This is a genomic window from Pseudonocardia sp. ICBG601 (assembly GCF_020496245.1).
Genome location: NZ_JAHLJA010000002.1, coordinates 406,699 through 424,126 on the forward strand (window position 1 = coordinate 406,699; position 17,428 = coordinate 424,126).

The 17,428-nt window shown below is 75.2% G+C and carries 17 protein-coding genes; 10 read left to right on the forward strand and 7 right to left on the reverse strand.

All coding sequences use genetic code 11. From position 1 onward, the window contains the following. The first annotated feature begins 43 nt into the window (after positions 1-43). Both KPL57_RS01815 and KPL57_RS01820 read left to right on the forward strand, forming a co-directional pair. The gene (locus KPL57_RS01815; protein WP_226350146.1) at positions 44-550 is read left to right on the forward strand and encodes a helix-turn-helix transcriptional regulator; all 507 of its coding nucleotides are present in this window, start codon (positions 44-46) and stop codon (positions 548-550) included. Between the two features lie 11 nt (positions 551-561). Next, positions 562-2,013, forward strand: coding sequence for a serine hydrolase (locus KPL57_RS01820; RefSeq protein ID WP_226350147.1), 1,452 nt, complete (start codon positions 562-564; stop codon positions 2,011-2,013). Between the two features lie 5 nt (positions 2,014-2,018). On the opposite strand, the gene KPL57_RS01825 is transcribed toward KPL57_RS01820, so the two are convergent. Next, entirely contained in the window at positions 2,019-2,957 is a 939-nt protein-coding gene (locus tag KPL57_RS01825; RefSeq protein WP_226350148.1) for a nucleoside hydrolase, read from the reverse strand. 33 nt (positions 2,958-2,990) lie between these two features. After that, on the reverse strand, positions 2,991-3,194 hold the full coding sequence (locus KPL57_RS01830; RefSeq protein WP_226350149.1) for a hypothetical protein: 204 nt from the start codon (positions 3,192-3,194) through the stop codon (positions 2,991-2,993). 80 nt (positions 3,195-3,274) lie between these two features. Here KPL57_RS01830 and KPL57_RS01835 point away from each other — a divergent pair, with 80 nt between their 5' ends. Then, positions 3,275-3,994 (forward strand): acyltransferase, encoded by a 720-nt coding sequence (locus KPL57_RS01835; RefSeq protein WP_224401605.1) that lies wholly within the window; start codon positions 3,275-3,277, stop codon positions 3,992-3,994. 13 nt (positions 3,995-4,007) lie between these two features. Here the strand turns inward: KPL57_RS01835 and KPL57_RS01840 are convergent, their stop codons facing one another. From KPL57_RS01840 to KPL57_RS01850, 3 genes are all read right to left on the reverse strand, one after another. Beyond that, positions 4,008-5,246, reverse strand: a complete 1,239-nt coding sequence (locus tag KPL57_RS01840; RefSeq protein ID WP_226350150.1) for a glycosyltransferase family 4 protein — start codon at positions 5,244-5,246, stop codon at positions 4,008-4,010. Between the two features lie 620 nt (positions 5,247-5,866). Then, positions 5,867-7,360: a 1,4-alpha-glucan branching protein domain-containing protein gene (locus KPL57_RS01845; RefSeq protein ID WP_226350151.1), complete on the reverse strand. Its 1,494-nt coding sequence runs from the start codon at positions 7,358-7,360 to the stop codon at positions 5,867-5,869. Then, positions 7,357-8,106 (reverse strand): bifunctional 2-polyprenyl-6-hydroxyphenol methylase/3-demethylubiquinol 3-O-methyltransferase UbiG, encoded by a 750-nt coding sequence (locus KPL57_RS01850; RefSeq protein ID WP_226350152.1) that lies wholly within the window; start codon positions 8,104-8,106, stop codon positions 7,357-7,359. Before KPL57_RS01850 ends, KPL57_RS01845 begins: the two co-directional genes overlap by 4 nt. Positions 8,107-8,258: 152 nt before the next feature. On the opposite strand from KPL57_RS01850, the gene KPL57_RS01855 reads away from it, so the two are divergent. Both KPL57_RS01855 and KPL57_RS01860 read left to right on the forward strand, forming a co-directional pair. After that, the gene (locus KPL57_RS01855; protein ID WP_226350153.1) at positions 8,259-8,483 is read left to right on the forward strand and encodes a hypothetical protein; all 225 of its coding nucleotides are present in this window, start codon (positions 8,259-8,261) and stop codon (positions 8,481-8,483) included. A gap of 172 nt (positions 8,484-8,655) precedes the next feature. Next, positions 8,656-8,862: a hypothetical protein gene (locus KPL57_RS01860; RefSeq protein WP_062397236.1), complete on the forward strand. Its 207-nt coding sequence runs from the start codon at positions 8,656-8,658 to the stop codon at positions 8,860-8,862. A gap of 16 nt (positions 8,863-8,878) precedes the next feature. Here the strand turns inward: KPL57_RS01860 and KPL57_RS01865 are convergent, their stop codons facing one another. Then, positions 8,879-10,102 (reverse strand): CdaR family transcriptional regulator, encoded by a 1,224-nt coding sequence (locus KPL57_RS01865; RefSeq protein ID WP_226350154.1) that lies wholly within the window; start codon positions 10,100-10,102, stop codon positions 8,879-8,881. Positions 10,103-10,269: 167 nt separating this feature from the next. Here KPL57_RS01865 and KPL57_RS01870 point away from each other — a divergent pair, with 167 nt between their 5' ends. The 4 genes from KPL57_RS01870 (at position 10,270) to KPL57_RS01885 (ending at position 15,907) form a co-directional block, all read left to right on the forward strand. After that, on the forward strand, positions 10,270-11,712 hold the full coding sequence (locus tag KPL57_RS01870; protein ID WP_226350155.1) for a class I adenylate-forming enzyme family protein: 1,443 nt from the start codon (positions 10,270-10,272) through the stop codon (positions 11,710-11,712). 112 nt (positions 11,713-11,824) lie between these two features. Beyond that, positions 11,825-13,624, forward strand: coding sequence for a DUF3556 domain-containing protein (locus KPL57_RS01875; RefSeq protein ID WP_226350156.1), 1,800 nt, complete (start codon positions 11,825-11,827; stop codon positions 13,622-13,624). Positions 13,625-13,701: 77 nt separating this feature from the next. After that, positions 13,702-14,472, forward strand: coding sequence for an SDR family NAD(P)-dependent oxidoreductase (locus tag KPL57_RS01880; RefSeq protein ID WP_226350157.1), 771 nt, complete (start codon positions 13,702-13,704; stop codon positions 14,470-14,472). A 22-nt stretch (positions 14,473-14,494) separates the two neighbouring features. After that, positions 14,495-15,907 (forward strand): NAD(P)/FAD-dependent oxidoreductase, encoded by a 1,413-nt coding sequence (locus KPL57_RS01885; protein WP_226350158.1) that lies wholly within the window; start codon positions 14,495-14,497, stop codon positions 15,905-15,907. A 7-nt stretch (positions 15,908-15,914) separates the two neighbouring features. Here KPL57_RS01885 and KPL57_RS01890 read toward each other — a convergent pair whose 3' ends face one another. Next, positions 15,915-16,211 carry a hypothetical protein gene (locus tag KPL57_RS01890; RefSeq protein WP_062397226.1) on the reverse strand — a complete coding sequence of 99 codons (297 nt, stop codon included), beginning with the start codon at positions 16,209-16,211 and terminating at the stop codon, positions 15,915-15,917. Between the two features lie 400 nt (positions 16,212-16,611). Here KPL57_RS01890 and KPL57_RS01895 point away from each other — a divergent pair, with 400 nt between their 5' ends. Next, complete coding sequence (locus KPL57_RS01895) at positions 16,612-17,397, forward strand: electron transfer flavoprotein subunit beta/FixA family protein (RefSeq protein WP_226350159.1); 786 nt, start codon at positions 16,612-16,614, stop codon at positions 17,395-17,397. The last annotated feature ends 31 nt before the right edge of the window (positions 17,398-17,428 follow it).

Sequence of the window (17,428 nt, forward strand, 5' to 3'; positions counted from 1 at the left end):
ACCGTCGTTTGTGCGTTTCCACGTACTTCCGTACTTTGGGGGCATGGGCGAGATCGAGGAGCGGCTGCGCGCCGTCGAACAGGCCGTCGCGGACCTGCAGGACGCACTCCGCCCGACCGGCGGGGACACCCCGGCGGCGGCGCCCGCGGACGGCGCCCTCTGGGCGCTGACCGAGCTGGAGGCCCGCAGCCCCGGCGCGGTGCTGATGGCCGGCAGCGTCGGGCTCCCCGGCGACGAGGGCACCGTCCGCTGGCAGTACGCCCGCCCGAGCGAGGTCCTGCTCGACGCCGACTGGTCCGAGCTGAGCGCGACCCTCGACGCGCTCGCCCACCCCGCGCGGCTCGCGATCCTGCAGCACGTGCTGGGTGGCGTGCACAGCACCGCCGAGCTGCTGGAACAGCCCTCGGTGGGCACGACCGGGCAGCTGCACCACCACCTGCGCCAGCTCGTCGCCGCCGGCTGGCTGGCCTCGACCCGGCGCGGCCACTACGAGGTCCCGGCCGCCCGGGTCGTCCCGCTGCTCGTCACCGTCCTGGCCGCGCACCGATGAGGGGAACCGTCATGACCACCTCCGTCACCGGGCACCGGATCGGGATCGTCGCGGCCGTCGTCGCCGTGCTGGCCGTGCTCGTCGGGGCACTCGCCGGCCCGGATCGCCAGCGGCTCGGCCCGCAGGGCGCCGGGGACCCGGCCCTGGCCGACCGGGTCCGGGCCGCCGCCGGCCCGCTCGGCGGCCTGCGGTCGCTCGCCGTCGCCGAGGTCACGCCGACGGCGGTCACCACCGCCGCACTCGGCCCCGCCGCCCCCGGGGCGCCGTTCGAGATCGGGTCGGTCACCAAGACCTTCACCGCCGCGCTGTTCGCCGACGCCGTGACCCGCGGCGAGGTCCGCCCGGACGAGCGCCTCGACCGCGTGCTCGGGGAGCTGGCGGGCACCTCGGCGGGCGGAGTGACCCTCGGGTCGATCGCCCAGCACCGCTCCGGCCTGCCGCCGTTGGGCGCCACCGCCGCCACGGGCGCCCTGGCCGCGCGGGCGGTCAACGGCAACCCCTACCTGTCGACGACGACCGCGCAGCTGATCGACGACGCCCGCAGCGCCCCCGTCGAGCCGCAGCAGCCCCCCACCTACTCGAACTTCGGGGTCGCCCTGCTCGGGACGGCGCTCGTCCGCGCGGCGGGCGCCACGGACTACCCGGCCCTGGTCCGGGACCGGATCACCGGTCCGCTCGGCATGACCGCGACGACCTTCGCCGCCACCGACGCGCAGATCCCGCCGGACGCGGTGCCCGGCCACCTCGACAACGGCCGCCCGGCACCGCGCTGGTCCGGCGAGGGCTACCTGCCCGCCGGGAGCTCCACGTTCTCCACCGCCGACGACCTGGCGCGCTGGGCGCAGGCCCAGCTCACCGGCGTCGCACCGGGGACCGCGGCGCTGACCCCGACCGCGCAGGACGACCCCGACACCTCGATCGGCTGGATCTGGGTCACCAGCACGGCCACCGGCGGGGACGGCGCCCGGCACCCGTTCGTCTGGCACAACGGCGGGACCGGCGGGTTCCGCAGCATGCTCGCCCTCGACCGCGAGACCGGGCGGGCCGTGGTCGTCCTCGGCGACACCACGGCCGGGGTCGAGCCGGTCGCCGCGGCACTGCTGTTCGGCACGCCGCCGTCCGAGGACGCCCCGCACCCGCTGGTCTGGGTGCCGGTCGGCATCGCCGCGCTGTTCTCGCTGCTCGCGCTGCGTCGCGCGGTCCGGGCGGGCGCGCGCCTGCCGATCGCCGACGGCCTGCTGACGGCGGCGTTCGGGCTGGTGCTGCTGTGGAACCGCGGCCCGTGGGCGACGGTCGGCGGCTGGGTCTGGGGCCTGGCGCTCGCCCCGGCCGCGGCGGCCCTGGTGGTCGCGGTGCTGCGCGGCCGGGAGCTCCCGACGGTCCCGCCGCGGCGCGCCGTCACGGCCTGGGGTGGGCTCGTGGTCTCCGTCCTGCTGCTCGCCGCGGCGGTGTGGGCGGGCTGAGCCCGCTACGGGTGCGCGGTGAGCCGGGCCAGCGCCGCGTCGAGGACGGCCGGCACGTCGGGCGCGGACAGCACGTCCACCGGGCGGGTGCCGGGTCCGGCGGGCACGGTCGCCCCGCGGGCCGGGCCGAACCCGGTGTCCACGGTCAGCGCCGTCGGCGTCGGGGTCAGCGAGCCGGGTGCGACGCACTCCAGCAGCGCCGTCGCGTCGTGCAGGGCGACGGCGTCGCGGCCGTAGCGTTCCTGGTAGAACCGCATGTAGGGGGCGATCATCGCGGCCAGCTCGGCGCCGACCGGGTCGGCGTCGCCCAGTGCGGCGACCCACTCCGGGCCCGCGGCACAGCCCAGCGTGGTCTCCAGCGGCACCAGCGCGACCGGCACGGAGCCCTCGCCGGGGTCCTGGGCCAGGACGCGGTGCGCGGCCTCCGGGTCGGCGTGGACGTTGAACTCGGCGGCACCGGTGACGTTCCCGCCGCCGATCGCCCCGCCCATGACGACGACCCGCTCGATCCGCCCCACCAGGTCCGGGCGGGCGGCCAGCAGGATCGCGGTGTCGGTGAGCGGGCCGATCGAGGCGATCGTGACCGGCTCGGTCGCCTCCTCCAGTACCCGCGCCATCAGGGCGACCCCGGCCCCGGCCACCGGCGCGACCGGCTCCGGCAGCGCCGCGGCGCGCCCGCCGAGCCCGTCGGAGCCGTGCACGTGCCCGGCCCGCTGCTCGCGCCGGTGCACCAGCGGCCGGGCGGCGCCGCCCCCCAGCGGGACGTCCGGGCGTCCGGCGAGGGCGAGCAGCCGTCCGGCGTTGGGCAGGGTGGCGTCCAGGCCGACGTTGCCGAACGTGGCGACGACGGCCCGGACGTCCACCTCGGGACTACGCAGGGCCAGCACGAGCGCGACGGCGTCGTCGACACCGGGGTCGGTCGAGATGATCAACGGGCGGGGCACACCGGCGAGCCTACGACCGGCCCGCCGGGGGGATCACTCGCTGCGGGTGGGCTCGTCCTCGTTCTCGGCCTCGACCTCGCGGGCGGCCGCTCCGGTCGCTCCGGAGTCGTCGGTCGTCGCGTCGGGGCGGGGGTTGCCCGCCTTGTCGGTGTCGGCGCGGGAGGTGCCGCCGCCTCCGGAGGTCAGTTCGTCGGTACCGACGTCGGTGCCGTCGTCGGGCTGGCGGTGGTCGCTCACGGGCGGACCTCTCGGATGGGGGACGTGGTCCCCGGGAGGTACCCGGCGCCGCAAGGGTGCACACGCCTAGGGTCTGACGGGTGCGACGTCCGCCGATCCCCGACGCCGACCCGGAGCAGGCGAAGCTGTTCAGCCTCACCTCGCTGCGCTGGATCCTGCGCCACCGCGCGTACAGCCCCTGGTACCTGCGGCGGTACTGGCGGCTGGCGAAGCTGCGGCTGCGGCACCCGCACGTCGTGCTGCGCGGGATGGTGTTCCTCGGCAAGGACGTGACGATCGAGGCCCGCCCCGGGTTCGGCCGGCTCGAGATCGGCCGCTGGGTGCACATCGGCGACGGCACCGCGCTGCGCTGCCACGAGGGCTCGATGCGGATCGGTGACAAGGTCGTGTTCGGCCGGGACAACACCGTCAACTGCTACCTCGACGTCGAGATCGGCGCGACGACGCTCGTCGCCGACTGGGTCTACGTCACCGACTTCGACCACCGCACCGAGGACGTCCGGCGCCCGATCAAGGACCAGGGCATCGTGAAGTCACCGGTCCGGATCGGCGAGGGCTGCTGGCTCGGGGTGAAGACCTCGGTGCTGCGCGGCACCCGGATCGGCCCGGGCAGCGTGCTCGGGGCGCACGCGGTCGCGCGGGGGGACATCCCCGCGGAGTCGATCGCCGTCGGGACCCCGGCCCGGGTGGTGCGCGACCGGCGGGCCGACTACGAGGCCGCCGCCGCCGAGCGCGCCGCGGTCGCGGACATGGCCCGTAAGGCCGACCGGGCCCTGCAGGCCCGGCTCGACCGGGCCTGAGCGCCCCGCGGGTTCAGGCGTCGAACAGGTTCCCGGTGGGGATCTTCGGGCGGGGGAGCTCCCGCGGCCCTGCCGCGGTGGCGCCGGCGTAGATGCGGGCGGTGTGCCCGGCGATGACCGGCCAGGCGAAGTCGGTGCGCAGCCGGGCCCGGGCCGCGCGGGCCCGGCGGCGGGCGGCGGCCGGGTCGGCCAGCGCGCGGTCGACGGCGTCGGCGATCCCGGGGACGTCGCCGGGGGCGAACCCGAGGCCGGTCTCGCCGTCGCGGACCAGCTCGCCGAGCCCGCCCGCGGTCGAGGCGACGAGCGTCGCTCCCACCGCGGCGGCCTCCAGTGCGACGATCCCGAACGGCTCGTAGCGGCTCGGCAGCACGACGGCGTCCGCGCCGCGCAGCAGGGCGGTCAGCTCGCCGTCGGGCAGGTGGCCGAGGAAGATCACCGAGCGCGTCACCCGGTGCCGCGCCGCGCGCTCGGCCAGCATCTCCTGCTGCGTCCCGCTCCCGGCGACGAGCAGCCGGGTCCCGCGGTGCCGCCGCCGGATCCGGGGCAGCGCCGCGATCAGGTCCTGGACGCCCTTCTCGTACTCCAGACGTCCGAAGTAGACGATCCGCGGCCCGTCGCCGGCGTGCGCGGGGGCGGCGGCGCGGGACCGCCAGCGACGCGGGTCGATGCCGTTGTGCACCACGTGGACGGCGGCCGGGTCGAGGTCGTGCAGTGCCGACACCTCGGTGCGCATCGCGCCGGAGCAGGTGATGACCTCGTCCGCGCGCTGCGCGAGCCACCACTCGGTGGAGTGCACCTGCCGGTTCAGCGGCCCCGGCAGCCAGCCGGAGTGCCGTCCCGCTTCGGTGGCGTGCACGGTCGCGACCAGCGGGACCCCGAGGACGTCGGCGAGCGCGATCGACGGGTGCGCGACGAGCCAGTCGTGGGCGTGCACGACGTCCGGCCGCCAGCCCGGCAGCAGTGCGGTCAGCGCGTGGCGCAGCATCGCGTGCCCCATCGCGAGCGTCCACGCGACCAGGTCGGTGGCGAACTCCAGCTCCGGCGGGTCCTCGGCCACCCGCAGCACCCGCACCCCGTCGACGGTCTCGGCGCGGGTCGGGTGGGTCTCGGCGTCGGTGCCGGTGGGGGCCCGGGACAGCACGACGACCTCGTGCCCGGCCGCGACGAGCTCGCGGGACAGCGCGTGCACGTGCCGGCCCAGCCCGCCGACGACGACCGGCGGGAACTCCCAGCTGACCATCAGCACCCGCATCGCTAGATCCTGACAAATGCCGGACCGGCGGTAACCCCCGGGGCACCGTGCCCATCGTGCCTATCGCACCGACCTCCGCCCAGCCGCGCCCGCTCGACCCGCCGCGGCACCCGGTCGCGTCGCGCCGGCGTCCCGCGCCGAACCGTCGACGCGCGGGGGTTGGGAGAACGCGCGTCCGATCGGGAGCGCGTTCTCCGGACGCGGACGCGTCCATCGGCCGGTCGGTGGGACGTGGCACGGGGGTCGGGTGGGGGCCCGTTGCGCGGCACCCCGCCCCGTCGCGTGGCACCCCGCCCGGCGGTCGCCGCGCCCGGCGACAGGTAGCCACATCGTGCGATCGGGTGCCACGTCCGGCGGTGTCGCGCCGCCCCGGCGCGGCCGGGAGGCCACGCCGGTGGGAGCGGAGGCCCGTTGCGCGGCACCCCGCCCCGTTGCGCGGCACCCCGCGCGGCGGTCGCCGCGCCGGGCGACAGGTCGCCACACCGTGCGATCGCCGCGCCGCACCCGGCAGAACAGGATCGGTGGCCCGGGCCCGGGGCCCCGAGGCGTCCGGGGCCGGTGCCCCACCGACCCCGACCCCGACCCCACCGAATCCGCTTACCGGGTGAGCGAGTTCGCGGTCAGACCCGTCCCAGGTCCCGGGCGTCCACGTGTCCGAAGGTCGGCAGCGGCGCGTCCGCCCAGGCCTCGACCCGGCGCTGTGCGGCCCGCCGCCGCCCGGCGCGCAGCAGCCCGGACAGCTCCGCCACCCGTCCGGCGTGCAGGTCGGCGCGGGAGCGGGCGTACCCGGCGGCGGAGTCCTTGCTGACCATGAACGCCCAGTCGCTGGACAGGGCGTGCAGCGCCTGGTCGGCGAGCAGGTCGGCCAGCGGGTCCCGGACGGGTCCGGGCAGCGGGGCGGCGAGCAGGTCGGACTGGACCTCGGCGTTCCGCGCGACCAGGTCGGCGACCTGCGGCCCGGACCAGACCCGCCAGTCCTTGCCCGAGCCCCAGGACGACTCCCGCAGGTCGACCGGGTCGCCGACCAGACCGTCGTCGACCGCGTCGCCGAGGGTGCGCACGGCGACCCCGGCCTCGGGCAGCCTGCGGAGCACGGCGGCCAGCCAGGCAGGTCCCTCGTGCCACCAGTGCCCGAACAGCTCGGTGTCGAACGCGGCGACGGTCAGCGCCGGGCGGCCGCGCTCGGCACGCAGCGCGGTCAGGCGCGCGACGACGGTGTCGACGAAGTCGTCGGCGTCGCGGGAGACGGCGCGGGCGGCGAGCGCGGGGTCGTAGGGCTTCTTCCGCTCGGTCGGTACCCGCCGTCCGGTGACCCGCGCCGGCTTGAGGCCGGACTCGTGGTCCCAGGTGTGGAAGTCGCGGTACTCGGCCGAGCCGGGGTAGCCCTTGCGGGGCGACCACACCCGGTAGGTGATCTCCAGGTCGCGGCCGACGCACACGACGTCGGAGGTCCCGACCGGCCGGGCGAACGCGGTGTCGCCGCGCAGCGCGGGGCCGTCGACGAGGAAGCGGCGCACCCCGGCGGCGGCGTAGTCGTGCTCCATCCCGGGCGCGAAGCCGCACTCGGGCGCCCAGATCCCGGCCGGCCGAGCGCCCAGGCGCAGGGCGTGGTCGTCGAGCCCGGCGCGTAGCGAGAACGCCCGCACCCGTGGGTCGAGCAGCGGCTGGAACGGGTGCGCGGCCGGCCCGCCCAGCAGCTCGACGGCGCCGGAGTCGCGCAGACCGCGCAGCGCGGGCGACCCGCCGTGGCGCCAGTGCCGCTCGAACTCGGCCGTCGCCGCCGTCGACACCCGGTGCTCGTGCGCGGCCAGGTCCGGCAGCCGGCCCGCCGCCGAGTGCGCGCGCAGCGTCCAGCCGCCGAGCCAGTCGTGCACCCCGCGCAGGCAGTGCGGGTCGTCGAGCTGCGCGGCCAGCACCGGCGTCACCCCGAGGGTGGCCAGCCCGGTGCGGCCCTCCTCGGCCAGCTCCCGCAGCGTCGCGACGACGGGCAGGTAGGAGTGCGCCCAGGACTGGTAGAGCCACTCCTCGCCGACCGGCCACCGGCCGTGCCGGGCCAGCAGCGGCAGGTGCGAGTGCAGGACGAGGCAGAACGTCCCGACGGGCGCGCCGCTCACGGCCGGGTCGCCGTGACCAGCAGGTCGAGCGAGGCGTCGAGGTCGGCGTGGTCGCCGGTGCGCAGCACGAAGTCCGAGCACCGCACACCGGCGACGTCGACGGCCAGCGCGTGCGGCCACGGCTCCCCGGACAGCGCCAGCCGGGTCTGCGCCTCGATCAGGCCACCGTGGCGGGCGTCGAGCTCGCGCAGCCGCGGACCGTGGTGCAGCCCCTGCACGACGACACGGCCGAACCCGGCGTCGTCGACCAGCCCGGCCAGCTCGCGCGGGTCGAGCTCGCGGGTGTGGAACGGGTTGAGCGGGGTGTCACGGCCGGGGGAGAAGGTGATCCGGTTCGGCGTCGACACCATCAGCCGCCCGCCGGGGCGCAGCACCCGCCTGCACTCGCGCAGGAACCGCTCCTGCTCCCACAGGTGCTCGATGACCTGCAACGACACGACGACGTCGACGCTCCCGTCGGGCACCGGCAGCGCCACCAGGTTCGCCCGGGCCACGCCCACCCGCGGGTAGCGGGCCCGGACGTGGGCCACGGTCGTCTCGTCGTAGTCCAGCGCCAGCACCGAGCGGGCCGCCCCGGCGAGCAGGTCGGCGCCGTAGCCCTCGCCGCAGCCGGCCTCCAGCACGGCGACGCCCGAGCAGTCGGCGGCGATGGCCGCGTAGACCACCTCGTGGCGGCGGAACCAGTAGTTCTCGTGGCTGATGCCCGGGACGGTGCGCTCTCCGGTGAGGGGCAGGCTGCTGGTCACCCACCGACTTCACCACGCCCGTCGGGGGGAGTTCGCACCGGTCCCCTCGCGTGCGCTACCGCTCGTCGACGCGGGGCAACGCAGTGTCACCACGGACGTCTGATGATGTGGAGCCCGACTGACATCCCGCCAGGCACGACGGAGGGGGACACATGACCGACATCGCGACCGACGAGGACACGGTGACGCTGACCATCACCGGCCGTAGCGGATCCTGGCTGGTGTCGGGTGTGCTCGGCCGGGAACCGCTGCCGCTCAGGGGGTTGGACGACGGCGCGCTCGCCGAGATGCTGTGGGCGATGCTGCCGGTGGCACCGTCGGCCGCGCACGGTCCCGCGTGCCCGGCGCCCGCGCCCGGCCGCCGTCACCCGGGCTGAGCCGCAGTCCGGTCGCGCACGTCCGGTTCGCGGTCGGCGCACGGTTCGTGCCGGTCGGCGTGCGGTCGGTCCCCGGACGGGTATCAACTGCCCACCGACGGGTATCCGCCGTTCCCCGGGCCCGTGCGGGCCAGGGGTGACGCCGACGGCGTCGTGCCGAGAGGAGCCCAGGATGAACGATCCGGCGGACGAGAACGAGACGCTGTCGCTCACCATCACCGGGCGGTCCGGGTCCTGGGTGGTGTCGGGTGTGCTCGGCGACGAGCCGGTCGAGCCGCGCGCGATGGACGACGAGGCCCTCGGCGAGGTGCTGTCGATGGTCGTGCCCGAGGAGGACCGCGTCCACGCCGAGCCCCCGCCCGGCCGCCGCGTGAGCTGAGCGAGGGCGGGCGGAACTACAGCCGTCCCCGCAGCAGCGACGCCGCCAGCAACGCCACCTCGACCTGCAGCCGGTCCTCCCCGACCGGGCGCCCGAGCAGCTCCTCGGCCTTGCGCACCCGGTAGTGCACCGTGTTCTTGTGCAGGTGCAGCCGGGCCGCGGCCTGGATGTAGCTGCCCCCGGCGGCCAGGAACACCCGCAGCGTCTCGCGCAGCTGGTCGGTGCCGGGCTCGTCGGCTGTCAGGCCGGACAGGGTCCGGGCGACCCAGCGGCGCAGGTCCTCGGACCGGTCGGTGAGCAGCGCGGCGACGGCGACGTCGTCGAACCGGACGACCGCGGGCCGGTCCTCGGCGGTCTCGGCGACCGCACGGGCCCGCTGCGCCTCGGCGAGCGAGCCGCGGAACCCGTCGATCCCGGCGGCCGACCCGCCGACGGCGATCCGCACCCCGGCCGGGAGTCGGTCGCGGAGCAGGCCGACGTCCAGCCGCACCTCGTCGGGCCCGGACAGCCACGCCCACAGCGTGCGGCTGTCCGCGAGCACCGTCAGCGGGGTCCGCCCGGACGCCTCGTAGAGCAGCCGGGCCCCGGCCTGCAGCGCGTGCCCGTCGGCGGGGCCGTCGCCGGACGCGGGGGTCCACACCAGCGCCGCGGTGTGCCGGCCGGTCACCGGGATCCCCAGCAGCTCCGAGGCGGCCGCGTCGGTCAGCGGGTCGGTGTCGAGCACCATCCGGACCCGGGTCGCCAGCCCCGCCCCGGACCGGGTGCTCCACCGTCGTCGCTCGGCCTCGTAGATGTCGATGAGCCCGGCGATGACCTCGTCGATGTAGCGGTTCGTGCGCTCGCTCAGCACCGACACCGCGTCGAGCACGTCCGGGTCCCCGTGGTGCGGCCCGGCCCGCAGCGCGTCCAGCGCCCACTGCGCGAACATCTGCTCGCCGAGCCGGTAGGCCCGCAGCAGCGCCTCCAGCGACAGGTCGTGCTGGGCGAACCGGCGGGCGTACTCGGCGGCCGCGGGCGGCACCGTGATGCGGTCCATCGGGATCGAGTGGACGAGCATGTCCATGATCGCGACGAGGTTCGCCGAGGTGCTCGCGACCATCAGCCTGCGCAGCGTCTCGTCGTGCCGGAACTCGGGGATGACCTCGACGAACCAGTCGGTCATCGCGGTCGTCAGCTCGGGCAGCCGGGCCTCGACGTCGCGGGCGACGGCCGCCACGACCTCGTCGACGTGGGCGGACACCCGCGCGACGCTAGCGGGTCGGCCGGTCCCCGGGCCGGCGGGTACGACGCGTTGTGTCCCCGGCACAACGGGCCCGCCACGATTCGTGATCGACGTACATGGTGTCGGTCACACCGCGGACCTACGTTTCCCCCACACCGGTTCCGACGACGCCGAGGGGGAGTCCGATGCACATCGCCGTGCTGCCGCGGGAACGGGCGCGCACCGCGCCGGAGGCGCCCTGTCTCGCCGACGAGCACCGCGCGCTCGACAACGCCGGGTTCGCCGCCGCCGTCGCCGCGGCGGCGGGCGCGCTGCACGCTGCGGGGACCGGGGCGGGCGACGTCGTCGCCGTCGTGCTGCCCAACCGCGTCGAGCTCGTGGTGACGTTGTTCGCGGCCTGGCGGCTCGGCGCGGCCGTCACCCCGGTGAACCCCGCGCTGACCGCCGACGAGGCGGGCCACCAGATCACCGACTCGGGGGCGGTCGTCGTCGTGGGGGAGCGGGCGGCCTCGCCGCTGGTGACCCTGGACGTCGCCGAGCTGGCCGGGGACCCGGCCGCCGCACCCGACCCGGTCACCGACGACGACGCGACCGCCCTGCTGATCTACACCAGCGGCACCACCGGGCGCCCCAAGGGCGTCGTGCTCGACCACGCGAACGTCCGCGCGATGTGCGGGATGGTCATCGCCGGGATCGGTCTCGGCGCCGACGACCACAGCCTGCTCGTGCTGCCGCTGTTCCACGTCAACGGCATCACCGTCTCGGTGCTGTCGCCGCTGCTCGCCGGGGGCCGCACCACCATCGCCGGCCGGTTCCGCGCCGAGACCTTCCTCGACACCGTCGCCCGGGTCCGGCCCACCTACTTCTCCGCCGTCCCGGCGATCTACGCCATGCTCACCGCGCTGCCCGCGCGCGAGGCCGACACCTCTTCGCTGCGCCGGGTGATCTGCGGGGCCGCGCCGATGCCCGCCGAGCTCGTCGCCCGCTTCGAGGAGCGCTTCCAGGTGCCGCTGGTGGAGGGCTACGGCCTGTCCGAGGGCACCTGCGCCTCGACGATCAACCCGTGGGACGGCCTCCGCAAGCCCGGCACCGTCGGGCTGCCGCTGCCCGGTCAGCGGGTCGCGCTGATGGACCCCGAGGGCCGGCTCGTCGACGACGGCCCCGGCGAGGTCGTCGTCTCCGGGCCCAACGTGATGCGCGGCTACCTGAACCTGCCCGAGGCCACCGCCGAGACGATCCGCGACGGCTGGCTGCACACCGGCGACGTCGGCCGCTTCGACGACGACGGCTACCTCGTCCTGGTCGACCGGATCAAGGACATGATCATCCGGGGCGGGGAGAACCTCTACCCCCAGGAGATCGAGAACGCGCTGTACGCCCACCCCGCCGTGCACGAGGCCGCTGTGGTCGGCGTGCCCGACCCGGTCCTCGGCGAGGTCCCGGTCGCCCACGTCGTCCTGCGCCCCGGCGTCGCCGCGACGCCGGAGGACCTCGCGGCGCACTGCGCGCAGCGGCTCGCCCGCATCAAGGTCCCCACCCGGATCGCGCTCGTCGGCACCCTGCCGCGCAACGCCGTCGGCAAGGTCGACAAACCCGCGCTGCGGCGCGCGCCCGTCCCCGCCGGCTGACCCCGGCACCCACCGACCTCCCGCGGACCCGCACGGTCCGGCGGGGGAGCCGTCCTGCCCGGACACCGCCCGCGGACGGCCACCGAACGTTTCCACCGGAGAGGACCGAACGATGGGGTTCAAGACGGGGGACTTCCCCCCGGTCGATCTCGACACCTTCCTCGACAGGCCGTTGTTCGAGCGGACCAAGGCGCTCGCCCTGCACTGGACGCAGTACGGCTTCGGGTCGCCGAAGATGATCCCGACGACCTACGTTGTGAAGCTGCTGGTCCTCTACGGCGTCATCGGGACCGCGCTGATCACCTGGACCTCCGGCGTCGGCCCGTTCTGGGAGGTGTCGGGCTGGTGGGACCAGCCGGTCGTCTACCAGAAGCTGGTGCTCTGGACGGTGCTGCTGGAGGTCGTCGGCGTCGCCGGGTCCTGGGGGCCGATCGCGGGCAAGTTCAGGCCGATGACCGGCGGCATCCTGTTCTGGGCCCGCCCCGGCACCATCCGGCTCCGCCCGTGGAAGGCCGTCCCCGGTACCGACGGCGACACCCGCACCGTGCTCGACGTCGTGCTCTACCTGGGCCTGGTCGCCTCGCTGCTGACCGCGGTGGTGCTGCCCGGCGTGCCGAGCGCGTCGCTGTCGGCGGTGCTGCCCGACAACACCTCCGGGCTGGTCGCGCCCTGGCTGATGATCGCGCCGATCGTGCTGCTGGTCCTGTGCGGCCTGCGCGACAAGACGATCTTCCTGGCCGCCCGCGGCGAGCAGTACCTGCCCGCGATGGTGTTCTTCGGGACCCTGCCGTTCGTCGACATGATCGTCGCGGCGAAGCTGCTGATCTGCATGGTGTGGATCGGCGCGGGCGTGTCGAAGTTCGGCAGGCACTTCACCAACGTCATCCCGCCGATGGTGTCCAACAGCCCCTGCATCCCCTCGAAGTGGATCAAGCGGGCGCACTACCGGGACGCCTCGGGCGACCTGCGGCCGTCGCGGCTCGCGACGTTCATGGCCCACGTCGGCGGCACGACGGTGGAGATCATCACCCCGCTGGTGCTGCTGTTCTCGACCGACCACCGGCTGACCCTGGCCGGGGTGGTGCTGATGGTGGTGTTCCACCTGTTCATCACCTCGACGTTCCCGCTCGCGGTGCCGCTGGAGTGGAACATCCTGTTCGGCTACCTGGCGATCTTCCTGTTCCTCGGCTTCCCCAACGGCGACGGCTTCGGCGTCGGCGACATGTCCTCCCCGGTGCTGACCGTCGCGATCGTGGCCTGCCTGGCGTTCTTCCCGGTGCTGGGCAACCTGCGACCCGACCTGGTGTCGTTCCTGCCGTCGATGCGCCAGTACGCTGGCAACTGGGCCTCGGCGCTGTGGACCTTCACCCCCGGCGCGGAGGAGAAGCTGAACCGGCTGCCGCACCGGCCCACCACCAACCAGGTCGACCAGCTGCAGGCACTGGGCTACCCGCCGGCGGTCGCCGAGGTCACCATGCAGCAGACGATCGCCTGGCGGTCGATGCACTCCCAGGGCCGCGGCCTGTTCTCGGTCCTGGCCGCCCGGCTCGACGACCTGGACTCCCGCACCGTCCGCGAGGCCGAGTTCGGCTGCAACTCCGTCATCGGGTTCAACTTCGGCGACGGCCACCTGCACGACGCCCAGCTCATCGCCGCCCTGCAGAAGCGGATCGGGTTCGCGCCCGGCGAGTTCGTCGTCTGCTGGGTGGAGTCCCAGGCCATCCACTCGTCGGTCCAGCACTACCAGCTGATCGACGCCGCCCTCGGCGTGGTCGAGCGCGGGTACTGGAAGGTCGCCGACGCCGTCGCCGAGCAGCCGTGGCTGCCGAACGGGCCGATCCCGCTGACCGTCACCTGGCGCGCCCCGCAGCGGGCGACGGCCGGCGACGGCGTCGAGGCCCCGGCCCCCTGAGACCCGGCGGGACGGGCGGAGACACCGCAGCCCGCCCGTCCCGCCGGACCGACACCGCACGACGAGAGGGACACGACATGGGAGACGCACTGGACGGCCGCGTCGCGCTCGTCACCGGCGCGGGCAAGGGCCTCGGCCGGGCGATCGCCCGGCGCTTCGCCGAGGAGGGGGCGACCGTCGTCGTCTCCGACATCGACGGCGACGCCGCACGGCGCACCGCGGAGGAGATCCCGGACGCCACGCACCTGTCCTGCGACGTCCGCGACGAGGAGCAGGTCCAGGAGCTCGTCGCGCACACCGTCGAACGGCACGGCGGGCTGCACGTCCTCGTGCCCAACGCCGGGGTCGGGCGTCCGCAGCCGCTGCTGGAGATGAGCCTCGCCGACTGGCGGGAGGTCACCTCGGTCAACCTCGACGGCGTCTTCCTGTCGATCCGCTACGCCGCGCCCGCGATCATCGCCTCCGGCGGCGGCACGATCGTCACGCTCGCCTCGGTCACGGCGACGGCGGGCTCCCCGCTGATCGGGCACTACGCGGCGGCCAAGGCCGGCGTGGTCAACCTGACCAGGACCGCGGCGACCGAGCTGCGGCCGTACGGTGTGCGGGTCAACGCGTTGCTGCCGGGCTTCGTCGACACCGACCTGGTGACGTCGGCCCGGCCCGGCTTCGAGGCCGCGCTCGGCCTGCCCGCCGGTGGCTTCGACGGGCTGATCGAGCAGAAGCAGGGCGGCTACGGCACCCCCGACGACGTCGCGGAGGCCGCGCTCTTCTTCGCGAGCGACCGGTCCCGCTTCTGCACCGGCAGCGGGCTCGTCCTCGACGGCGGCCTCGACGCGTCGCTGCTCTGACCCGGTACCCCAGGAGGACGCCATGACCACCGCGACCGTCGTCGGATCCGGGCCGAACGGGCTCGTGGCCGCGGCCGTGCTGGCCCGCGCCGGGGTGGCGGTGACCGTGCTGGAGGCCGCCGACGAGATCGGCGGCGGCACCCGCACGGTGGAGGCGATCGTCCCGGGGCTGCTGGTCGACCACTGCTCGGCGGTGCACCCGATGGCCGTCGGCTCGCCGGTGCTCGAGGAGCTGGGCCTGGACCGGTACGGGCTGCGGTGGCGGCTGCCGGAGGTCGACTGCGCCCACCCCCTCGACGGCGGGGACGCCGGCGTCCTGGTCCGCTCGGTCGCCGATACCGCGGCCGGCCTCGGGGCCGACGGCGCGCTGTGGCGGGCGCTGTTCACCGGGCCGGTGCGCGACTACGACACCTTCTCCCCGGACTTCCTCGGCCCGCTGGTGCGGATCCCGCGCCACCCGCTGCTGCTGGCCCGGTTCGGTGCGCCCACCGTGCTCCCGGCGGAGGTGCTGGCCAGGGCGTTCCGCACCGAGCGCGGGCGGGCGCTGTTCCTGGGGTCGGCGTCGCACGCGTTCCGGCCGCTGAACCGGCCGCTGTCCTCGGCGATCGGGCTCGGCCTGTTCACCGCCGGGCACCGGCACGGCTGGGGCGTCGCCGAGGGCGGGTCGCGGGCGATCTCCGACGCGCTCGCCGCGGTGCTCGCCGAGCACGGGGCGAAGGTCGAGACCGGGGTGCACGTGCGGTCGGCGGACGAGCTGCCGCCGTCGGACGTCGTGGTGTGGGACGTCGGCCCGGACCGGCTGCCCGCCCTGCTGGGGGACCGGCTGCCGGCGCGGGTCGCGCGGGCCTACCGGCGCTTCCGCCACGGCCCGGCCGCGTTCAAGGTCGACTACGCGGTGGCGGGCGGCGTGCCCTGGACGCACCCCGACGCGCGACGGGCCGGGACGCTGCACGTCGTCGGGTCGGCGGCGGAGAACGCACTCGTCGAGCGCGAGGTGCACGCGGGCCGGATGCCGGAGCGGCCGTTCGTCCTGGTCGGGCAGCAGTACCTGGCCGACCCGTCCCGGTCGGCGGGCGACGTCCACCCCGTGTGGGCCTACGCGCACGTCCCCCGCGGGTACACCGGCGACGCCACCGAGGCGGTCACCGCGCAGATCGAACGGTTCGCGCCCGGGTTCCGGGAGCGGGTCGTGGGCACGATGGTCACCGACCCGGCCGCGTTCGCGGGCAACCCGAACTTCGTCGGCGGCAACATCCTGACCGGGTCCAAGGACCTGCGGCAGCTGCTGCTCGGGCCGCGGACGACGCTGCAGCCCTACGACACGGGGGCGCCCGGCCACTTCCTCTGCTCTGCCGCGACGCCGCCCGGCCCGGGTGCGCACGGGATGTGCGGCGCGCACGCCGCGCGTCGCGCGCTCGCCCACCTGGGCCGCTGAGGGCGGGTCAGACGGGTTCGGGCTCCCCGCTCACGGCCACCACCCCGCCGATGTCCTGGCGCAGCCACGCCAGCAGCGTCGCGTCCTCCAGGGTCAGCGGGACCTCCGGTCCGCCCCACCCCAGACGGGTGGTCGGCCGGTGGACCAGCGCGTCCTCCAGCATCGCGGCCAGACCGTCGGTGGCCCGGACGGTGCGACCGCCGTGCTCCACGGTCCGGCTGCCCGGTACGTCCTCGTCGGCGTGCGGCCCCGTGCTGAGCACGTAGCCGGTCCCCAGACGGTCGTCGAACCCCGTCACCTGCACGACGGCTCCCTCCTGCCGAGTGCGCGAGGTGCCGACGGTAGCGAAACCGGACCCCCGATCAGGGGTTGCGGCGTGTGACCTCGTGCGCGCACCAGGTGAGGAGGCCCGCGCGTGAGTACGGTCACGACCTGCCCCGGTTTGCCGGGACGCTACTCGTTGGTAACAATGAACGTCACAGTGGCACGGCGTGCCGTTACGGCACGAGCAATGGCAGAGTCACCGGCTACGACGGGCGCGACGCCGCGGCCCACCCCCGCTCTGATCGAGAGCGCGCGGCGCAGCACCGTCACGGTGACGCGAGACGGTCCGGACCCGGGACGACCGGGACCGGAACGCGACGAAGGACGACGCGGTGTGCGCGTGGGCGCAGGCCGCCGCGGCAGGAGGTCGAAGAGGTCCTATGAAGATCGTGACCCTGGTGAAGCAGGTGGCCGACACCTACTCGGAGCGGAAGCTGTCCGACTCCGACCACACCCTCGACCGTGAGGGTGCCGAGGCGGTGATCGACGAGATCAACGAGCGCGCGGTGGAGCAGGCTCTGCTGCTGAAGGAGGCGCACGACGGCTCCGAGGTCGTCGTCGTGAGCATGGGCCCGGACCGGGCCACCGACGCGATCCGCAAGGCGCTGTCGATGGGCGCGGACTCCGCGGTGCACCTGTCCGACGAGGCCATCCACGGCTCGTGCGCGGTGCAGACCGCGAAGGCGCTGACCAAGCTGATCGGCACCGTCGACGGCTGGGACATGGTCATCGCGGGCAACTCGGCGTCCGACGGCCAGATCGGTGCGGTCCCGGCGATGATCGCCGAGCTGCTCGGTGTGCCGTCGCTGACCCACGCCAACGAGCTCTCGGTCGAGGGCACCACGGTGAAGGCCAAGCGGGAGACCGACGAGGGCGTCACCCACCTGACCGCGGAGCTGCCGGTCGTGGTGTCGATCGGGGAGAAGTCCAACGAGCCGCGCTACCCCTCGTTCAAGGGGATCATGGCGGCGAAGAAGAAGCCGGTGGAGACCCTCGACCTGGCCGGCGCCGGGATCGACGCCTCCGAGGTCGGTCTGGCGAACGCCCTGACCACGGTCGTCTCCGCCTCGCCGAAGCCGCCGAAGCAGGCCGGCGAGAAGGTCACCGACGAGGGCGACGGCGGCGCGAAGATCGCCGAGTTCCTGGTCGGCCAGAAGCTGATCTGACCCCGGTTCTTCCTGGCTTCCCTCTTCGTTT